Genomic DNA, 17,456 nt, shown 5'->3' on the forward strand with positions numbered 1-17,456 from the left:
CGTTCCTCAGAGAGATTGATCAGCGGCCGAGATAGGCCGTGCAGGTGTGCGATCACCACCCTCTAGCGACGGACTTCCGTCTTGGGCATGTGGGCCATGTCGGAGGATCTTGACCAGATACCAGATGCCCCAACCAAATACGAACGCATATCCAGCGACATAGACCGCGAGTGAGATCGCTGTCATCCAGGCCGTTTGCGGCCCCACGGCATCAGCCGTTCGCAAAACGCCATAGACAATCCAAGGCTGGCGCCCCATCTCGGTGACAAACCAGCCGGCCACCAAAGCAACGAACCCACTTGGAAGCATCCAGTTCCAAGCGCGCAGCAGGGCCCCGGAATCGAACAGCTTACGGCGGGCCAGGGTGAAAGCAGAAAGCCAGGCGAGCAGTAGCATGAGGGTGCCTATCCCAACCATGATCCGGAATGCGAAGAACACAGGCGTGACCGGAGGTCGTTCGCTCGCCGGTACGGATGTCAGCGGTGCGAAGGTTCCATCCATGGAGTGAGTCAGGATGAGGCTGCCAACACGCGGAATCGCGATCTCAAGATCGTTCCGCTCTTCCTTCTCATTTGGTACAGCGAAGACGACCAGCGGAACTCCTTCACCTTCTTGGCCCTGATGCCAGTGAGCCTCTACCGCTGCGATCTTCATCGGCTGGTGCTTGAGGGTGTTCAGACCATGCATGTCACCCACGAAAATCTGAACAGGAACGGTAATGGCCGCAAATATCACAGCCGCCCCAAGCATCTTGCGGCCGGCTTCGACGTGCTCCTTACGCCGCAGGTACCAGGCGCCAACACCACCCACCACGAAGCAGGTTGTTATGAATGACCCTATTGCCATATGGGCCAGTCGATAGGGGAACGATGGATTGAACACAACCTCGAACCAGTCAACCGGATGGACCACTCCGTTGATCATTTCGTAGCCCGCAGGCGTATGCAACCAGCTGTTGGAGGCAAGAATCCAGAACGTTGAAAAGAGCGTTCCAAGTGCGACCATGCATGTGGAAAAGAAGTGCAGGCGTGGTGATACTCGCCCCCAGCCGAACATCATCACTCCGAGGAAACTTGCCTCCAGGAAGAAGGCTGTCAGGACCTCGTAAGTCAGTAGGGGGCCGATTACGGTTCCGGCGATCTGGCTCAAACGAGGCCAGTTTGTGCCGAACTGGAACGCCATGACGATACCGCTTACCACGCCCATGCCGAAGGACACGGCAAAGATCTTCTGCCAGAAGAAGAACAGATCCCGCCACACCGGGTTGCGGGCTCGAAGCCAGCGCCATTCCACGAAACCAAGCCAACTGGCCAAGCCAATGGTGAAGGCAGGGAAGAGCACATGGAAGCTGATGAGAAAGCCGAACTGAATTCGGGAAAGGAGGAGGGCGTCCATAACGATCCCAATAGGGGGTGGGTGGTGGCTAGCGGCTCAAGTTCCGATGGTGCCTAGCAATTTCATCGGCGGAGATCCTTGCTCATTGCACGGCAGGCGTCATCTGGCGTCATACGGCTGCTAGGTGTGCAGCTTCCAAATCGAGTAGGCGCTGGGGGTGTGAATAGATGTTGAAGCCATCCGAGCGCGCGAAGCCGACAAGACAGATCCCTGCGGCCTTTGCGAGATCTATGGCTAAGGCTGTGGGTGCCGATACCGCTGCAACGATCGCCATGCCTGCATAGGCGGCCTTACTCACCATTTCGTAGCTAGCACGGCTAGATAGAAGCACGAGACCTTCGTTGGTTGAAGTCGATGAGCGCCTCATTGCACCAATGAGCTTATCTAGTGCGTTGTGCCTGCCTACGTCTTCGCGTACCACTTCGATAGCTCCGTCCGGGAGAACCCATGCTGCTGCGTGGGTTGAGCCGGCAGCCTCGTTCATTGGCTGTAGCCCTTTTAGCGAGGACAGTGCTACGCGTAGCGCCAAGGCGGAGTAGGTGGTGGGTCGGTCGATTGGCAAAGGCATTCTGAGCACTTGCTCCAGTCGACTAGCTCCACATAGCCCGCAACCGCTACGCCCGGGTAGGTTGCGGGTGGCGTCGTTGGGCATTGACACGATGGGCGCACTATCTGTGACTTCCATCGCCAGCTCAATGCCTTCCAGCGATGGCCTCACTTCAATCCGGAGAAGTTGGGAGGGATCAGAAATTGTTCCCTCCGTCATGGAAAAGCCCAGCGCAAAGTCTTCCAGGTCCGTTGGGCTGGCCATCATCACCGAGAACGGATTGTCGTTGTAGAGCATCGCGACAGGCACTTCTTCGGCAACGCTGTCCATGATTGAGCCGCGCTCGCCACCACGCCACCGAAGAGTTCTTCGATATGCGATGCCGCAGGGCTCGTTGGCAGGTACTGGGCTGGGCGCTTGCATGGAGATGAGGCCTGGCGGGGAGGGAAGCCGGTAACGATGATCTGGGCGTGCAGGGTCCCTCGGGTCGGGGACTTCTTAGTGGTTTGACAGTGCGGAGAGTATCCCAAGGCGTACATCCCGCTGCGGTCAAAATTTACAAATGTTCGCAGATGGACAGTTTGGCTGAGTTGATCAGACATTCTGCTCGAGGGGCTGTGGTCCGCCTGTCCGCTAGAGGTGTCTGTAGCTAGAAAACGTCCGATAAATTAGATAGTTACAATCGATGGCGGGTGGCGTGAAGACCTGTTCGTGGCGAGGGCCAGGATGAGCGCTTCGGGTACGTTGAGGCGCTCGTATCGGACACCAGTGCCTCGATTCGAGGCCCGGCGTGTACGCCGGACGTCTTGTCTGGGCAGGGTGGACATACTGTCCGTGGAAGGGGCGGGCGTCGCGTGCTTAACTTTTCCCACTCCCAATTGCATGCTGCGAGTGCCTGTCATGTCAGAGCAGAAGATCCCCCGTTACAAAGCCTACGACCATCCTGCCGGTGGCTGGGGTGCCGCCGGTGCAACCGCCAAGGTTTTGATGCAGCAGAGCGTCATTGCCAAGGGATCTAAAGCGCTCTTGTCGATGAATCAGCCTGGGGGATTCAAGTGCCCCAGTTGCGCTTTCCCGGATGCAGATCACACCAAGAAGCTGGAGTTCTGCGAAAACGGTGCGAAGGCCTTGGCATGGGAGGCAACCAAGCATCGCGCCACGCGTGAGTTCTTCGCGGAGCACACTGTCCAGGAGCTGATGGCGCAGTCCGACTATTGGCTGGAGATGCAGGGTCGATTGACCGAGCCGATGCGATATGACCCGGTAACCGACCATTACGTTCCTTGTAGCTGGGATGAAGCCTTCGCGCTGATCGGGCGACACCTGCAGGCCCTGTCCAGCCCGCATGAGGCTGAGTTCTACACCTCGGGGAGGACGCCGAACGAAGCCGCGTTCCTGTACTCGATCTTCGTGCGCGAGTTCGGAACCAACAACTTCCCGGACTGCTCGAACATGTGCCACGAGCCGACCAGCCGGGGGTTGCCGCCGGCAATTGGCGTCGGCAAGGGCACTATCGTGCTCGATGACTTTGAGCATGCTGAGGCCATCTTCGTCATCGGCCAGAACACAGGCACCAACTCACCACGAATGATGTCCAACTTGGTGGAGGCGCGGAAGCGTAATGCTCCAATTGTCGCGGTCAATCCTATGCCGGAACGTGCGCTGATTCGCTTTGCCGAGCCCCAGGACGTCGTGCAGATGGCCACGTTTGGCTCCACCGCGATTTCCAGTGAATTTGTACACATTCGCATCGGCGGTGACCTGGCCCTGATCAAGGGCATCATGAAGGCTATGTTCGAGCGGGAAGCGGCCGGCGAGTCTGTTCTCGATCACGAATTCCTGACCGAGCACACCGTCGGGCTGGAGGCATTGCGTGAAGAAGTGATGTCCCTGGAGTGGAGCCAGATCGTCCAAGTGTCCGGGATCAAGAAGGAGCAGATTCTGCGTTGTGCAGAGATCTACATCCGTTCCCGTGCGACCATTATCTGCTATGGCATGGGCCTGACCCAGCACCAGCAAGGATCTCGCCTTTTGCAGCAGGTTGCCAATCTGCTGATGCTGCGCGGCAACTTCGGAAAGCCCGGGGCGGGCATTGCTCCTATTCGCGGCCATTCCAACGTGCAAGGCGACCGTACCGTCGGCATTGATGAGAAGCCGACGCAACGCTACCTGGACCAAGTTCGCGACGTGTTCGGGTTCGAACCGCCGCGCGAACATGGGCACCATGTGGTTGAGTCTATTGAGGCGATGCTGGCTGGAACCGCCAAGGTCTTCATCGGCATGGGCGGGAACTTCATCCATGCTGTTCCTGATACCGAAATTGCCTACAGGGCAATGCGTGGTCTTGAGCTTACGGTTGGCATCGCCACCAAACTCAACCGTGGCCACCTAGTGCATGGCAAGGAGGCGCTGATCCTACCGGTGGTGGCGCGCTCGGAGTGGATCCATACCCCGCTGGGTGAGCAGTTTGTCACCATCGAGGATGCCATGTCGAATGTCACCGCATCCCGTGGAGTACTGGAGCCTGTGAGTGAACATGTTCTTCCGGAAGTTGAGATCGTGTGCCGCATGGCAATGGCAACACTGCCGGACAGCAAGGTCGACTGGGCAGCTTGCATGCACGATTACAACCATGTTCGTGAGCTGATCGCGGCGGTCTATCCCAGCATCTACGCAGACTTCAATGAACGGATCCAGGCGCCGCGTGGCTTCCACTTGGACATTCCGCCGCGCCGCCGTGAGTGGTCGACACCTAACGGGAAGGCCAATATTCTGGTGTTGCCGGGTCTTGAAGTGAACGACCTGGTCGAGGATCCCACTATGCTTCGGCTGGCCACGGTTCGCTCCCATGACCAGTACAACACGACAATCTACAGCTACAACGATCGCTATCGCGGTGTGTACAACGATCGAATGATCCTCTTCATGAACCTGGAAGATCGAGTAGCACGAGGGATTGGGAAGGAGGAACAGGTGAGCCTCGAGACGATCTCCAGTGATGGCGTCTGCCGGCGGGTCGATGGGTTGACTGTGCTTGACTATCCGATGCCGCGTGGCGCGATTGCGGGCTACTACCCTGAACTCAATCCACTGCTACCTCTGGATTACTTCGATCGCATCAGTGGTACCCCCGCGGCGAAGTCGATCCCGGTCAGGGTGGTCATTTCACAGTGATTGCGCCGGCATGTCGTAGGGAGGACTAAGAATGTCAGCCGAGCTCATTCGGGCGCCAGAGCCGGTAGGTGAGGGCGCACTGGCAGGTCATCCACGCCAACTCACCGACGGTTTCGGACGCAGCTTTCCGTACCTGCGTCTGTCGTTGACCGAAGCCTGCAACTTCCGTTGCAGCTACTGCCTGCCCGACGGTTACCAGGCCGATGGCCGCCCGCGCTTCCTGCAGGTGGATGAAATCGCGCGCCTGGTGCGTGCGTTTGCCGCGCTGGGCATGAGCAAGATCCGCCTGACCGGCGGCGAGCCCAGCCTGCGCAAGGACCTGGATGAGATCATCGCCACCGTGGCGGCGGTGCCGGGCATCCGCAAGGTGGCCATCACCACCAATGGCACGTTGCTACCGCGGCGCCTGCCGGGTTGGCACCGGGCTGGCCTGACCGCGCTGAACGTGAGCATGGACAGCCTGCAGCGCGAACGCTTCAAGACCATCACCGGGCATGACCGCCTGCCGGAGATCGAACAGGGCCTGGCCCTGGCACAGGCACTTGGCCTGCCGGCGATCAAGCTCAACACGGTGCTGCTGCGCGGCCTGAACGACGACGAGCTGCCGCAGTGGATGGACTACCTGCGTGACCGCCCCTTCAGCGTGCGCTTCATCGAACTGATGCGCACCGGCGACAACGAAGCCTATTTCCAGCGCCACCACCTGCGTGCCGACGTGGTGATCGAGCAGCTGCTGGCCGCTGGCTGGCACGAGCGTCCGCGCGCGGCCGATGCCGGCCCGGCACGCGAGTTCGGCCACCCCGACCATCGCGGCAGCATCGGCATCATCGCCCCGTATTCGCGCGACTTCTGCAAGGGCTGCAACCGCCTGCGGGTGACCGCCAAGGGCGACCTGCGGCTGTGCCTGTTCGGCGAGTTCGGCGTGCCGCTGCGCCCGCTGCTGCAGAGCGACGACGACCATGACGCGCTGCTGGCACGCATCACCACACAGCTTGGCCTGAAAGCGGCCGGGCATGGACTGCACCAGGGCCAGACCGGGCTGACCCCGCACCTGGCTTCCATCGGAGGATGAGCAACACGATGAGTGGGGAATTGAATGCGGCCTTCCATATGGCCGATGTCCGCGACAAGCGCATCACCCGCCGCCGTGCGGTGGCGGTGGGCGAGCTGCATGCCGGTCCAGTGGCCTATCCGCTGATCGTCGAGCGCCGCCTGCCCAAGGGCGATGCGCTGGTGATGGCCGAGATTGCCGGCCTGCAGGGCGCCAAGATGGCCTCGATGCTGATGCCGCTGTGCCATCCGCTGCCGCTGGAACTGGTGCAGGTGTTCTGCGCGCCGGTACCGGAACGGCAGGCGATCCGCGTGTGGTGCGAGTGCGCCAGCGAGGCGCGCACCGGCGTGGAGATGGAGGCACTGGCCGGCGTCAACGCGGCGCTGCTTACCCTGTACGACCTGAGCAAGCCGGTGGAACCGGCCCTGCGCATCGAAGGTATCCGCCTGCTGTTCAAGGAAGGCGGCAAGCGCGGTGTCTGGCTGCACCCCGACGGCATGGACGATGCCGAGCGCACGCGTTTCAAGCCGCGTGCGCCGAAGGGCCTGGAGGGCGCGGCCTGCGCGGTGATCACGCTGAGCGATCGCGCCAGCGACGGCACCTATGAGGATATCTCTGGCCCGACCCTGGTGACCGGCCTGAAAAAGCTGGGCGGCGAGGTGGTGGCCGCTGAGGTGTTGCCCGATGGCATCGAGCCATTGGCGGGCCGCCTGCAGGCCTTGGCCGCCGAGGGCGTGCGCCTGTGCCTGTGTACCGGCGGTACCGGGCTGGGCCCGCGTGACCTGACCCCGGAGGCGCTGCGTTCTTTGAACGCGCGGCCGGTGCATGGCCTGGCGCAGATGGTGCGGGCACTGAGTGCACAGCACACGCCGATGGCCTGGCTGAGCCGCGCCGAGGTGGTGCAGCTGGGCAACATGCTGGTGTTCGCGCTGCCCGGCAGCCCGAAGGCGGCGGCGCAGTGCCTGGACATCCTGGCGCCGGTACTGGGCCATGCCCTGGCGATGGTCGAGGGTGGTGGCCACTGATGATTGCCTACAGCGAAGCCCTGCAGCACCTGCTGGACGCAGCCACGCCGCTGCCGGCCGAGCGCCTGCCGCTGCATGAGGCCGGCGGCCGTACCCTGGCCAGTGACATCCACAGCGGGCAGTCGTTGCCGCCGTTCGACAATTCGGCAATGGACGGCTTCGCGCTGCGCGCCAACGGCGCGACGTTCGAGGCCGGTACCGAATTCGCGGTGCAGGGCTGGCAGGCGGCCGGCGATGCCGGCGCCGAAGGCGGCGAGGGTGCATGGGAAATCATGACCGGTGCACGTATGCCGTCCGGGCTGGATACGGTGGTGCCGGTCGAGAACGTGGAGATCCTCGCCAGCGAGGAGGGACGCCCGACCCGCATCGCCTTGAAGGCATCGGTGAAGCCGGGCCAGCATGTGCGCCTGCGCGGCCAGGACGTGAGCGAAGGCGAGCGCGTGCTGCAGGCCGGGCAGGTGCTGGATATCAATGCGCGCACCCTGCTGCATGCCATCGGCGTGGGCCAGGTGGCGGTGGTGGCGCGGCCGAAGGCGGCAGTGATCGCTACCGGCAAAGAGTTGGTGACCGAGGCGGCGCAGGCGCTGGAATCCGGCCAGATCCGTGACAGCAACCGACCGTACCTGGTCGGCCGCCTGCAGGCCGCCGGTGCCGAGGTGGTCTGGCAGGGCACGGTGGGCGACGACGTGGTCGCGTTCAATGCGGTGCTGGATGAAGCGCTGGCCGCGGGCGCGCAGGTGCTGATCAGTACCGGCGCGGTGTCGGCCGGGCGCTACGATTTCGTTCCCGATGCGCTGCGCGGCCGTGGTGCGCGCATCGTGTTCCACAAGGTGGCGATCCGCCCGGGCAAGCCGCTGCTGTTCGCCGTGCTGCCCAATGGCGCGCTGTACTTCGGCCTGCCGGGCAACCCGGTCTCCGCTGCTGTGGGCCAGCGTTTCTTCGTCGAGCCGGTGCTGCGCCGCCTGTTGGGGCTGGCGCCGGAAGTCATGTTGCAGCTGCCGCTGCAGGCCGACGTGCGCAAGCCGCCGGGCCTGCGCTTCCACGCGCGTGCGCGGGTGGAAATGGACGGTCAGGGGCGCCTGAGTGCGCGCGTGCTGTCCGGGCAGGAGTCGTTCCGTTTGATGTCCATGCTGCAGGCCAACGCCTGGGTGGTGCTGGAGGCTGAGGGTGACCTGGCCAGCGCCGGCACCTACGTGCGCGTGCAGGGCTGGGGTCACCACGAACCGGTGCAGCTGGTGAGCCAGGAGTCATGATGAAACAGGTGAATCTGCAGTTGTTCGGTGCGTTTTCCGATCTGGATGCCAGCCGCGAGATTGCCGTGGATGTGGCCGGTGGCACCGTGGCCGATCTGCGCCAGGCGCTGCGCGAGCTGCTGCCGGTGCGTTGGCCGGGATTCCGTGCCGGCCTGCTGGATTATTCGGCGTTCGCCGACCAGCAACGCGTGCTGCGCGACCACGAGGCGCTGCCCGACGATGGCCGGGTGGCGATCCTGCCGCCGGTGAGCGGGGGCTGAGCGATGAGCGAGAAGATCATCGCGAAGGTGGTGGACCGCGCGCAGGCGGCGATCGATCCAGCCGAGGGCATTGCTGCGGTCTCTGATCCGGGCTTCGGCGGCATCGACGTGTTCATCGGCAAGGTGCGCGACGTCAACATCGGCCGGCCGGTGACCGGGATCACCTACGACCTGTTCGAGCCGCTGGTGTTGAACGAGTTCAAGCGCCTGGCCGCCGAGGTCGAGGCGACGTTTGGTCCGAAGCTGAAGCTGTATGTGGCCCACGCCAAGGGCCGGTTGGGCATTGGCGATGTGGCGGTGGTGGTGGCTGCCGGCAGCCCGCACCGCGACGAGGCGTTCCGCGCCTGCCGGCAGTTGATCGAGGTGGTCAAGCACCAGTGCCCGATCTGGAAGCAGGAGCATTACGAGGACGGCGACAGCGAGTGGACCGAAGGCTGCAGTCTCTGCCATGCGGATAACGAACCCACGCAAGCTCATGACAATGCCCATGAATGTGCACACGATCACGAACATTCCCACTGACGGCATCGTGCTGGCCGGTGGTCTTTCCAGCCGGATGGGCCGTGACAAGGCGCTGCTACCGTGGCACGGGCGAACCCTGCTAGAGCACATGCGTGGCCTGCTGCGACAGGCAGGTGCGGAAAGGGTATGGGTGAGTGGCAACTACCCGGCCTTCGGTGGCATTCCTGATCGCGTGGCACGCTGCGGCCCGTTGGGCGGGCTCTACAGTGTGGCCATGTGCATGCCGGACGCTGCCGCTCTGGTGCTTCCGGTGGATACGCCCAATGTGACCCCGGCGTTACTACAACGGTTACGTGATGCGCCTTCGGCTGCCTGTGTGCTGTTTGCGGAAGAACCCCTGCCGATGCGGTTGCAGATTGATGACCATTGCCGGCATGTGTTGCGGGAATTGATCGAGAATCCGGCGGCGCACCGCTCGCTACGCGCCCTGCGAGAACGCTTGGGCGCAATCGAGCTGCCACTGGCGGATAGCGAATACGACCAGCTACTCAACTGCAACACCCCAACCGAGCTCGAGTTCATTGCATCATGAAAGTCCAGCTACAGCGGCAGGCAGTTCGTCTGCGCGTTGATGAAGAGGAGCTAGCGCAGTTGCTGGCCGGCGAATCGGTGGAGAACCTGACGCGGTTCGGCGGCGATCGCGGCTGGGGCATGGTGCTATCACTGCATGCAGGGCAACAGGCGGTGCTTCTGGAGGGGAGCGAGTACTGCCGGTTGATGCTTCCTCGCGAAGCGGTTCAGTCCTTGGCATCACGTTTGCCCTGTCGTGATGGTCTTGGTTTTGGCATCGCGCTGGGTGATGACATCTCGCTGCAGCTTCAATTCGATGTGGATGTACGAGACAGCCTGCGCCAACGAGGTCCGCACCGTCGTGCACCCTCTGCCTAGCTCTGGGCGGGCCACCTATGTAGCGCCTGCGATGCCAAGGATAGGCGGTGAAACCGATCTAAACCCAACCAAACGGGGAAACCAATGATGAAACGAGCTGGACTGTTGTTGCTGGGACTGCTGGCCACGGTGCCGGCCTGGGCGGCCGAGCTGACGGTGTCGGCGGCATCGAGCCTGACCGAGAGCTTCCGCGAACTGGGCACCGCCTATGAGAAGGCGCACCCGGGAACCAAGGTCGATTTCAATTTCGCCGCGTCCGGCGTGCTGCTGCAGCAGATCAGCCGCGGCGCACCGGTGGATGTGTTCGCGTCGGCCGACGAAACCACGATGGACCAGGCCCAGCAGCAGGACCTGCTGGCGGTCGGTACCCGCGAGGTGTTCGCAGTGAACGCGCTGTGGGTGGTGGTGCCGCCGCAGGCCAAGGCCGCGCCGCGTACCCTGAGGGATCTGGCTGGTGCCGGCGTGCAGCGCATCGCACTGGGCAACCCGGACAGTGTGCCGGTCGGCCGCTATGCCAAGGGTGCACTGGAAGCGGCGGGCCTGTGGCCGTCGGTGCAGGGCAAGACCATCACCACGCAGAACGTGCGCCAGTCGCTGGATTACGTGGCTCGCGGTGAAGTGGACGCCGGCTTCGTCTATGCCACCGATGCACAGGCGATGCCCGACCGGGTGCGCCGTGCCTTCGCGGTGCCGGTGACGGGGCGCATTGCCTATCCGCTGGCGGTGACCAAGGTCAGCGCGCAGCCCGCCGAAGCCAAGCGCTTCACTGCTTTCGTGCGTTCGGCACAGGGCCAGGCGATCCTGGCCAAGCATGGGTTCGGCAAGCCCTGAGGCATGGATCTCGACTGGAGCGCGCTGTGGTTGTCGCTGAAGGTGGCCGGCTGGGCCACCGCGATCAATCTGGTGCTGGGCGTGGCACTGGGCGCGCTGCTGGCGCGGCGGCGATTTCCCGGCCGTGAGCTGCTGGATTCACTGCTGACCCTGCCGATGGTGCTGCCACCGACGGTGCTGGGGTATTACCTGTTGGTGCTGATCGGTCGCAACGGCCCGATCGGCGCGTGGCTGCAGTCGTGGTTCGGCATCAACCTGGTGTTCACCTGGCAGGCTGCAGTGATTGCTGCGGCGGTGGCCTCGCTGCCGCTGGTGTTCAAGCCGGCACGCGCGGCGTTCGAGGAAGTGGACGGGCAGCTGGAGCAGGCCGCACGCACGCTGGGGGTGTCCGAAGCGGCGGTGTTCTTCCGCATCACGTTGCCGCTGGCCTGGCGCGGCATCCTCGCCGGGCTGTTGCTGGCGTTTGCGCGCGCGATGGGCGAGTTTGGCGCGACGCTGATGGTGGCTGGCAGCATTCCCGGCCGCACGCAGACGCTGTCGATCGCTATCTACGAGGCGGTGCAGGCCGGCCAGGATGGCAAGGCCAACGCGTTGGTGATCCTGACCTCGGTGGTCTGTATCGTGATCCTGTTGCTGGCCGCGCGGCTGGTAGGCGGACGTCGCCGGGAGCTGCGCGATGTGGCTTGACCTGCAGGTGCAGCGTCGCCTGCAGGCGGCCGGCCAGGATTTCGTGTTGGACGTATCGCTGCAGTGCACGCAACGCCAGGTGGTGCTGTTCGGACCCTCGGGCGCGGGCAAGAGCCTGACCTTGAAGGCGGTGGCCGGGCTGCTACGGCCGGGCCAGGGGCATGTACGGCTGCAGGGGCAGACCTTGTTCGATGCGGCTACCGGCGTGGATCTGCCGCCGCAACGCCGCCGGCTGGGCTACGTGTTCCAGGATTACGCATTGTTCCCGCATCTGAGCGTGCGCCAGAACGTGGCGTTCGGTCTGCAGAAGGGCTGGTTGAATCCGCGGGTCGGCCAGCGCTTCGATGCAGTGGAGCAGTGGTTGCACGCATTCCGCATCGACACGGTGGGCGATCTACTGCCCTCGCAGGTCTCCGGTGGCCAACGCCAGCGTACCGCCTTGGCGCGCGCCCTGGTGACGCAGCCGCAGGCGCTGCTGCTGGATGAACCGTTCTCCGCGCTGGACCATGATCTTCGCCAGCACCTGCGGCAGGAGCTGGAGGCCGTGCTGGACGGGGCCGGCATTCCACTGTTGCTGATCAGCCATGATCCCAACGACATTGAGATATTTGGGGGCCAGATCGCCCACATCGAAAATGGGCGACTGATCTCTCCTCCCGGCTCGCGTCAGAGGCCGACCCGTCAGCCCCGCCTTCTACCATCCTTAGTCAGCTCCCCAACAAGCCCGGGTCTTGAGGGGAAGAGCAACCATCAGTCGGTCGGAGACTCAGAGAGCCCAAAGCCACGATACATCTGCCCGCGAGCCGCGCAAATGGGAGACGACCCTGGAGCATAGGCATCTCTATGCCGGTAGGCGAGCGGTAGGGCCTGGACCTTCTTGCAAGGCGGATCGACTCGCCCGCGCTTGGCCGCGCTGCGTGGCTCCGGCCGAGGCGGGGACAACGCGCACCCAGCGCTTCCCATATGGCCGAATTGGCGTAATGATCCGCTCGAAGGGAGCGAGACTTCTCCAGCCTCCCGTGGCGGCCGACCGCCGAGGGGCTTGGAGGGGCACGGAGGCCATTGGCGCTCTGGGCAATATGGCGAGGAGTCCCCCGGTCCGTTTGGCCACCAAGAGGTCGATACGAGGCTCGTAGGGCAAGAATTCCGGATTGGCATATGACTGAGGTCGACAGCATTGAACGTCTAAGACTGGCCTTTGGTGCACAACGTCCTACGTCGTGAGAGGGGGTGTTTTGTTCGATATGTCACCCGTCATCTAGCGGTCGAGAGATCGAAATGAACTCGACCACGAATCGACGGAACTAGCCACGCTTCACTTGTACTGAGGGAAACATGACGCCAAAGAGCGCCAACCAATCTTCCGAAGAGCGCGCAAACGGCGATCTTGCTTGGCCGGACCTTGCGCGCTCATCGATACTGATCGTTGACGACGAACCTGGCATGCGTAGCTTCTTGGTTCGCGCCTTGCGACCGCGATGCAAAGCTGTGGAAGCTGCAGCTGACACCATTGAAGCGGAGCAGCATCTGACGGAGCGCCACTTTGACATCGTGATTGTGGACAACGTGTTGCCAGGGAAGAGTGGCATCGCGTGGCTGGAGGACCAGCGCAGGGGAGGGGTCTTGGCCGACTTCATTCTGATTACTGCGTACGCAGACTTGGATTCCGCTATCGGCGCTATCCGCGCGGGAGCGGCTGATTTTCTTCTCAAGCCTTTCAGAACCAATCAGTTGCTGGCCGCTATATCGCGCTGCCTGGAACGCGGTCGCCTACGGCGCGAGAATGCCATTCTCCGTCACGAGCTACATGGCTCCGGTGCACCAGCTGCGCTTCGAGACAGGCTCACAGGTAGCTCGCGTGCGATTCAGGCCACCAAGGATCTGATCGCGAAGGTCGCACCACTGCCCAGTAGCGTGCTGTTCACTGGAGAATCCGGCTCTGGAAAGGAGGTTGCCGCAAGATCGCTGCACGCGTTGTCCGCTCGGGCATCTCATCCTTTCATTCCAATAAATTGTGCAGCTGTTCCCAGCGAGTTGATTGACGTTGAACTGTTCGGGAGTCTCAAAGGAACGTTCAGTGGAGCGAACTCGTCTCGCCAAGGACTGGTCGCCTATGCAGAAGGCGGAACATTGCTGTTTGACGAAGTCGCTGATCTTCCCTTGGCTCTCCAAGGAAAGCTGCTAAGGATGCTTGAAGATAGACGGATACGACCAGTTGGCGCAGATCGGGAGATTCCGATCGATGTCAGATTCATCTTCTCAACCAACAAGAATTTGGTTGCGGAAGTGAAGAATGGAACATTCCGGTCGGATCTCTACTATCGCATCAACGTTCTCGAGGTGTCGCTTCCTCGCCTTCATGACCGCGGCGCTGATGTGTTGGAGCTGGCGGCGGGCTTCATGCGTGAGCTGGGGCTGCAGCTTGGCCTTCAACCGATTCCGATCGACGAAAGGACCCGGGCATATCTTCAGAGCTACTCGTGGCCCGGGAACGTCCGCGAGCTTCACAACTACGTTGAGCGTAGCCTGATACTCGGACACTTTCCGACTCAGCTTGAGCGGTTGGAGTCACTCTCTGACCCACGAAGCCGGCTGCTCTCGGAGGTCGAGCGCAGGCACATCCTTGCAGTGCTTCGTGAGACTGGCGGAGATCGCGAAAGAGCGGCCACGATCTTGGGCATATCGCGAAAGACGATTGATCGTAAGTGCTCCAGTTGGAATGTATCAGCCTAGGAATCTGCAATGAACCGAGCGCGCTCAGTTCGCTTCCGCCTGCTTCTAATCGCGATCCTTCCAATGTTTGTGATCCTGCCGGCTATCGTCGGCGGACTCATCTACCAATGGGATTTGCGCTTCGACCGACTGCTCGCCTCGAAGGTTGGCGGGGACCTGAAAGTTGCGGGACAGTACATGAACCAGCTGCTCGTCAACGACCGCGCGACGCTGGCTGCGATTGCTGATTCGCAGAGCTTCCATGGCGTCATTAGCCAGGGGGTCAACAAGAATGCAGAGCTTGGCAGCCTACTGGCGTCGAAAGCCCAAGGTGGTTCACTAGACTTCATCGCACTGTTGGATTCAAACGGTCGCTTGTTGGCTAGTAGCGAGCCGGCCTCGCCAGCTGAGCTTGACTTGGACTGGTCAGTCATCGAAAAGGCCCTGAAGGGAGCGTCCAGCGTGGAGGTGGGGGTGGTAAGCCGGGACGATCTGATGGAGATCTCCCCAAAGCTCGCCGCACGGGCCGAGGTCATTCGTCCGCATAACGCAAGGAATCCTGTCGATTCGGCCCAGAGTGAGAAGCGGGGCCTAATGATTCAAGCTGCAACGCCGGTTGCACTGCCAAACAATCAGGTCGGCGTCTTGATTGCGGGTACTCTGCTGAACCACAACACCGAATTCATCAAGCAGATCACTGATCTTGTCTACCGAGATAAGGCCCTGCGTACTGGCGCAACAGGGATAGCCTCCATCTTCCTTGGTGATACCCGCATCAGCACCAATGCGTTGTTGGCGGGAGGGAACCCGGCGTCGGGGACCCGGGTGTCTTCTGAAGTGGCCGAGGCCGTGCTGGGCCAGGGAAAGACCTGGCAGGCAAGAGCCTACGTAGTCAATGATTGGTACATCGCCGGCTATATGCCCATTCTCAATGGCCGGGGTGTACCCATTGGTATGCTCTTCGTGGGCTTTCTGGAGGAACCATTCACCACGGCCCGTCGAAATTCCATCGGAGCGATCGTGTTCGGTTGCCTGCTTGTTGCAGTCATCACCGTACCCCTTTTTCTGCACATCGCTCGCGGCGTGTTCAAGCCACTTGAGCGAATGGATCAGGCAATTGGACGGGTCAAGGCGGGTGACCGCAGTGCTCGCTCCGGAGCAGGGGCATCCAATGATGAAATCGGACGTGTCGCTTCGCACTTGGACCAACTGCTCTGTCAGCTGGAAGAGAAGGAACGACAGCTGGTCGCCTGGAACGAGGAGCTCAATTCCAGGGTGGAGGAGCGAACTGCTGGTCTCGCACTAGCCAATAGACGGTTGGAAGAGACGACCCAGCACCTGATTGTCACTGAGAAGCTGGCAACAATTGGCGAGATCGCAGCAGGAATAGCGCACGAGATCAACAATCCGCTTGCCGTCATGCAGGGGAACCTCGAGCTTCTGCGTGACTCGATCAGGGAGCCCGAGGGTCAGCGGTTTGGAGAAGAGATTGACCTCATTGAGGATCAGATTGGGCGTATCAGCGCCATTGTTTCCAAGTTGCTGCAGTTCTCCAAGCCCAGTGAGTACTCCGGTCATAGTGAGCTGCTAGAGCCTGCCACGCTGATGTTGGAGACGCTGCCCCTGATTCAACACCTCATCAAGCGCCATCCCGTGAAGATAGAGGAGAACTTCCTGTCCACACGGCTCGTAGCGGGCAATCGGGGCGAGCTGCAGCAAATTCTTGTGAACCTCATGATCAATGCAATCTATGTGATGCAGAAGGGTGGAACGCTGGGATTGGCGACGTTGGACGTTGACGACGTTCATGGTCACCCTGGCGTCGCTTTGCGAGTATCAGATACTGGAAGCGGCATTCCTCAGGACATTCTGGTCCGAATTTTTGAGCCATTCTTTACGACCAAACATCGTCAAGGTACCGGGCTGGGTCTTTCCATCAGTCAGATGCTTGCCAACCGCCACGGTGGCAGCCTGTCTGTAGAGAGAACCGGCCTGACAGGGACCGTCATTGAACTATGGATGCCCGAGGCTGCCGACGATGAACTGCTTTAGACCTGCTGTAGCAGTGTCATGCGAACGGCGTGATGTCATTCGCATTTCGAACTCAAGTGAAAGGAATTTGTTGCTTGGCCGTATCGACGCCAGCAGTCGATCAATGAATCAGAGGTTGGCATGACACACCGTCTCCCAGATGTTGAAACGAGAATGCGAAGGCAGCCGACGTTGTGGGACGTTGCGTTTGCTGTCAGGGGTACCATCCTGCCCAGGATCGCATTGCATCTACTACTGATTAGCATTGTGACCGCAGGAGCGGTGCTCGCATCAACGGAGCATCCAGGAATCTTTGCTCGCTTCAGTGCCGTTCCGTTCACGCTCATTGGCATCGCACTTTCCGTATTCATGAGCTTTCGAAACAACGCTTGCTATTCCAGATGGTGGGAGGCGAGGCACCTTTGGGGCGACCTGGTCATAGCGTGTCGTTCGATAGCCCGACAGACGACCCTGCTCGATCCAAACAGCCGAGCACAGATCCTGCGAGGCCTGTGTGGCTTCAGTGCTGGCCTCTATTCTCGACTGCGCCGGGCCGACGAAGCCCATGCGATCGCACCTTGGTGGGATATTGGCAAAGCATCACAAGGCCCGAATCCGACGGACGCTGTGCTCCAGGGCATTGGCTTGAAGCTTGCCCATCTGGCTCATGAGGGAAGGATCGACTCGATTCAGTACTCGGTGCTGGATAAGCAGCTTGCCAGCTTGGCTCGTATCCAGGGTGGGTGCGAGAGGATACTCAATACTCCGATTCCATTCTCGTATTCGCTGCTGCTTCACCGGACTGCGATCGTATTCTGCACAACGCTTCCTTTTGCGCTGGCAGGAACGTTGGGGTGGTGGACCTTTCTACCGGTACTCATTGTGGCGTACACGTTTTTTTGGTCTGGATGCGCTGGGCCGTCAGCTGGAGGAGCCATTCAGTGCCGCACCGAACGCGCTCCCGATCTACTCAATGCAGAGGACGATCGAGACAGAGCTAATGTCTACGCTGGCTCTGACTGCGGTCGATCACGAGTCGGTACAGCAGCCAGGTAGGGAGGGGTGAGGCGTGATCGGAGG

At 61.5% G+C, this 17,456-nt stretch carries 15 protein-coding genes and 2 pseudogenes; 15 read left to right on the top strand and 2 right to left on the bottom strand.

Annotation, left to right across the window (positions count from 1 at the left end):
• Positions 1-6: 6 nt before the first annotated feature.
• Both FQS62_RS11170 and fdhD read right to left on the bottom strand, forming a co-directional pair.
• On the bottom strand, positions 7-1,395 hold the full coding sequence (locus FQS62_RS11170; RefSeq protein WP_208043161.1) for a cytochrome ubiquinol oxidase subunit I: 1,389 nt from the start codon (positions 1,393-1,395) through the stop codon (positions 7-9).
• A 109-nt stretch (positions 1,396-1,504) separates the two neighbouring features.
• Positions 1,505-2,272: a formate dehydrogenase accessory sulfurtransferase FdhD gene (gene fdhD, locus FQS62_RS11175; protein WP_219630294.1), complete on the bottom strand. Its 768-nt coding sequence runs from the start codon at positions 2,270-2,272 to the stop codon at positions 1,505-1,507.
• 570 nt (positions 2,273-2,842) lie between these two features.
• Between fdhD and FQS62_RS11180 the strand changes: the two genes are divergently transcribed.
• The 15 genes and pseudogenes from FQS62_RS11180 (at position 2,843) to FQS62_RS22265 (ending at position 17,442) form a co-directional block, all read left to right on the top strand.
• On the top strand, positions 2,843-5,116 hold the full coding sequence (locus tag FQS62_RS11180; RefSeq protein ID WP_180855164.1) for an FdhF/YdeP family oxidoreductase: 2,274 nt from the start codon (positions 2,843-2,845) through the stop codon (positions 5,114-5,116).
• A gap of 31 nt (positions 5,117-5,147) precedes the next feature.
• Positions 5,148-6,188: a GTP 3',8-cyclase MoaA gene (gene moaA, locus FQS62_RS11185; RefSeq protein ID WP_226053464.1), complete on the top strand. Its 1,041-nt coding sequence runs from the start codon at positions 5,148-5,150 to the stop codon at positions 6,186-6,188.
• Between the two features lie 8 nt (positions 6,189-6,196).
• Positions 6,197-7,192: a bifunctional molybdenum cofactor biosynthesis protein MoaC/MoaB gene (moaCB, locus tag FQS62_RS11190; RefSeq protein WP_043396339.1), complete on the top strand. Its 996-nt coding sequence runs from the start codon at positions 6,197-6,199 to the stop codon at positions 7,190-7,192.
• Complete coding sequence (glp, locus tag FQS62_RS11195) at positions 7,192-8,445, top strand: molybdopterin molybdotransferase MoeA (RefSeq protein ID WP_180855161.1); 1,254 nt, start codon at positions 7,192-7,194, stop codon at positions 8,443-8,445. The genes moaCB and glp overlap by 1 nt, the downstream gene beginning before the upstream one ends.
• Positions 8,445-8,705 (top strand): MoaD/ThiS family protein, encoded by a 261-nt coding sequence (locus FQS62_RS11200; RefSeq protein ID WP_017354494.1) that lies wholly within the window; start codon positions 8,445-8,447, stop codon positions 8,703-8,705. Before glp ends, FQS62_RS11200 begins: the two co-directional genes overlap by 1 nt.
• Before the next feature lie 3 nt (positions 8,706-8,708).
• The gene (locus tag FQS62_RS11205) at positions 8,709-9,227 is read left to right on the top strand and encodes a molybdenum cofactor biosynthesis protein MoaE (RefSeq protein ID WP_125895995.1); all 519 of its coding nucleotides are present in this window, start codon (positions 8,709-8,711) and stop codon (positions 9,225-9,227) included.
• On the top strand, positions 9,193-9,759 hold the full coding sequence (locus FQS62_RS11210; protein ID WP_180855159.1) for a molybdenum cofactor guanylyltransferase: 567 nt from the start codon (positions 9,193-9,195) through the stop codon (positions 9,757-9,759). The genes FQS62_RS11205 and FQS62_RS11210 overlap by 35 nt, the downstream gene beginning before the upstream one ends.
• Entirely contained in the window at positions 9,756-10,115 is a 360-nt protein-coding gene (locus FQS62_RS11215) for a hypothetical protein (protein ID WP_032966746.1), read from the top strand. Before FQS62_RS11210 ends, FQS62_RS11215 begins: the two co-directional genes overlap by 4 nt.
• A gap of 87 nt (positions 10,116-10,202) precedes the next feature.
• Positions 10,203-10,946 carry a molybdate ABC transporter substrate-binding protein gene (gene modA, locus FQS62_RS11220; protein WP_180855157.1) on the top strand — a complete coding sequence of 248 codons (744 nt, stop codon included), beginning with the start codon at positions 10,203-10,205 and terminating at the stop codon, positions 10,944-10,946.
• A 3-nt stretch (positions 10,947-10,949) separates the two neighbouring features.
• On the top strand, positions 10,950-11,633 hold the full coding sequence (modB, locus tag FQS62_RS11225; RefSeq protein ID WP_005413347.1) for a molybdate ABC transporter permease subunit: 684 nt from the start codon (positions 10,950-10,952) through the stop codon (positions 11,631-11,633).
• Positions 11,623-12,282, top strand: a pseudogene (locus FQS62_RS11230) (ATP-binding cassette domain-containing protein); the annotation flags it as partial. The gene modB and the pseudogene FQS62_RS11230, both read left to right, overlap by 11 nt.
• 686 nt (positions 12,283-12,968) lie before the next feature.
• Positions 12,969-14,366, top strand: coding sequence for a sigma-54-dependent transcriptional regulator (locus FQS62_RS11235; protein ID WP_099596072.1), 1,398 nt, complete (start codon positions 12,969-12,971; stop codon positions 14,364-14,366).
• Positions 14,367-14,375: 9 nt separating this feature from the next.
• Complete coding sequence (locus FQS62_RS11240; RefSeq protein WP_180855153.1) at positions 14,376-16,397, top strand: cache domain-containing protein; 2,022 nt, start codon at positions 14,376-14,378, stop codon at positions 16,395-16,397.
• 153 nt (positions 16,398-16,550) lie between these two features.
• Positions 16,551-17,210 (top strand): annotated as a pseudogene (locus FQS62_RS11245) (bestrophin family protein); the annotation flags it as partial.
• On the top strand, positions 17,116-17,442 hold the full coding sequence (locus FQS62_RS22265) for a bestrophin family ion channel (RefSeq protein ID WP_328424304.1): 327 nt from the start codon (positions 17,116-17,118) through the stop codon (positions 17,440-17,442). The pseudogene FQS62_RS11245 and the gene FQS62_RS22265, both read left to right, overlap by 95 nt.
• The last annotated feature ends 14 nt before the right edge of the window (positions 17,443-17,456 follow it).

The sequence above is a fragment of the Stenotrophomonas sp. SBJS02 genome, assembly GCF_020428325.2.
GTDB classification, from domain to species: domain Bacteria; phylum Pseudomonadota; class Gammaproteobacteria; order Xanthomonadales; family Xanthomonadaceae; genus Stenotrophomonas; species Stenotrophomonas africana.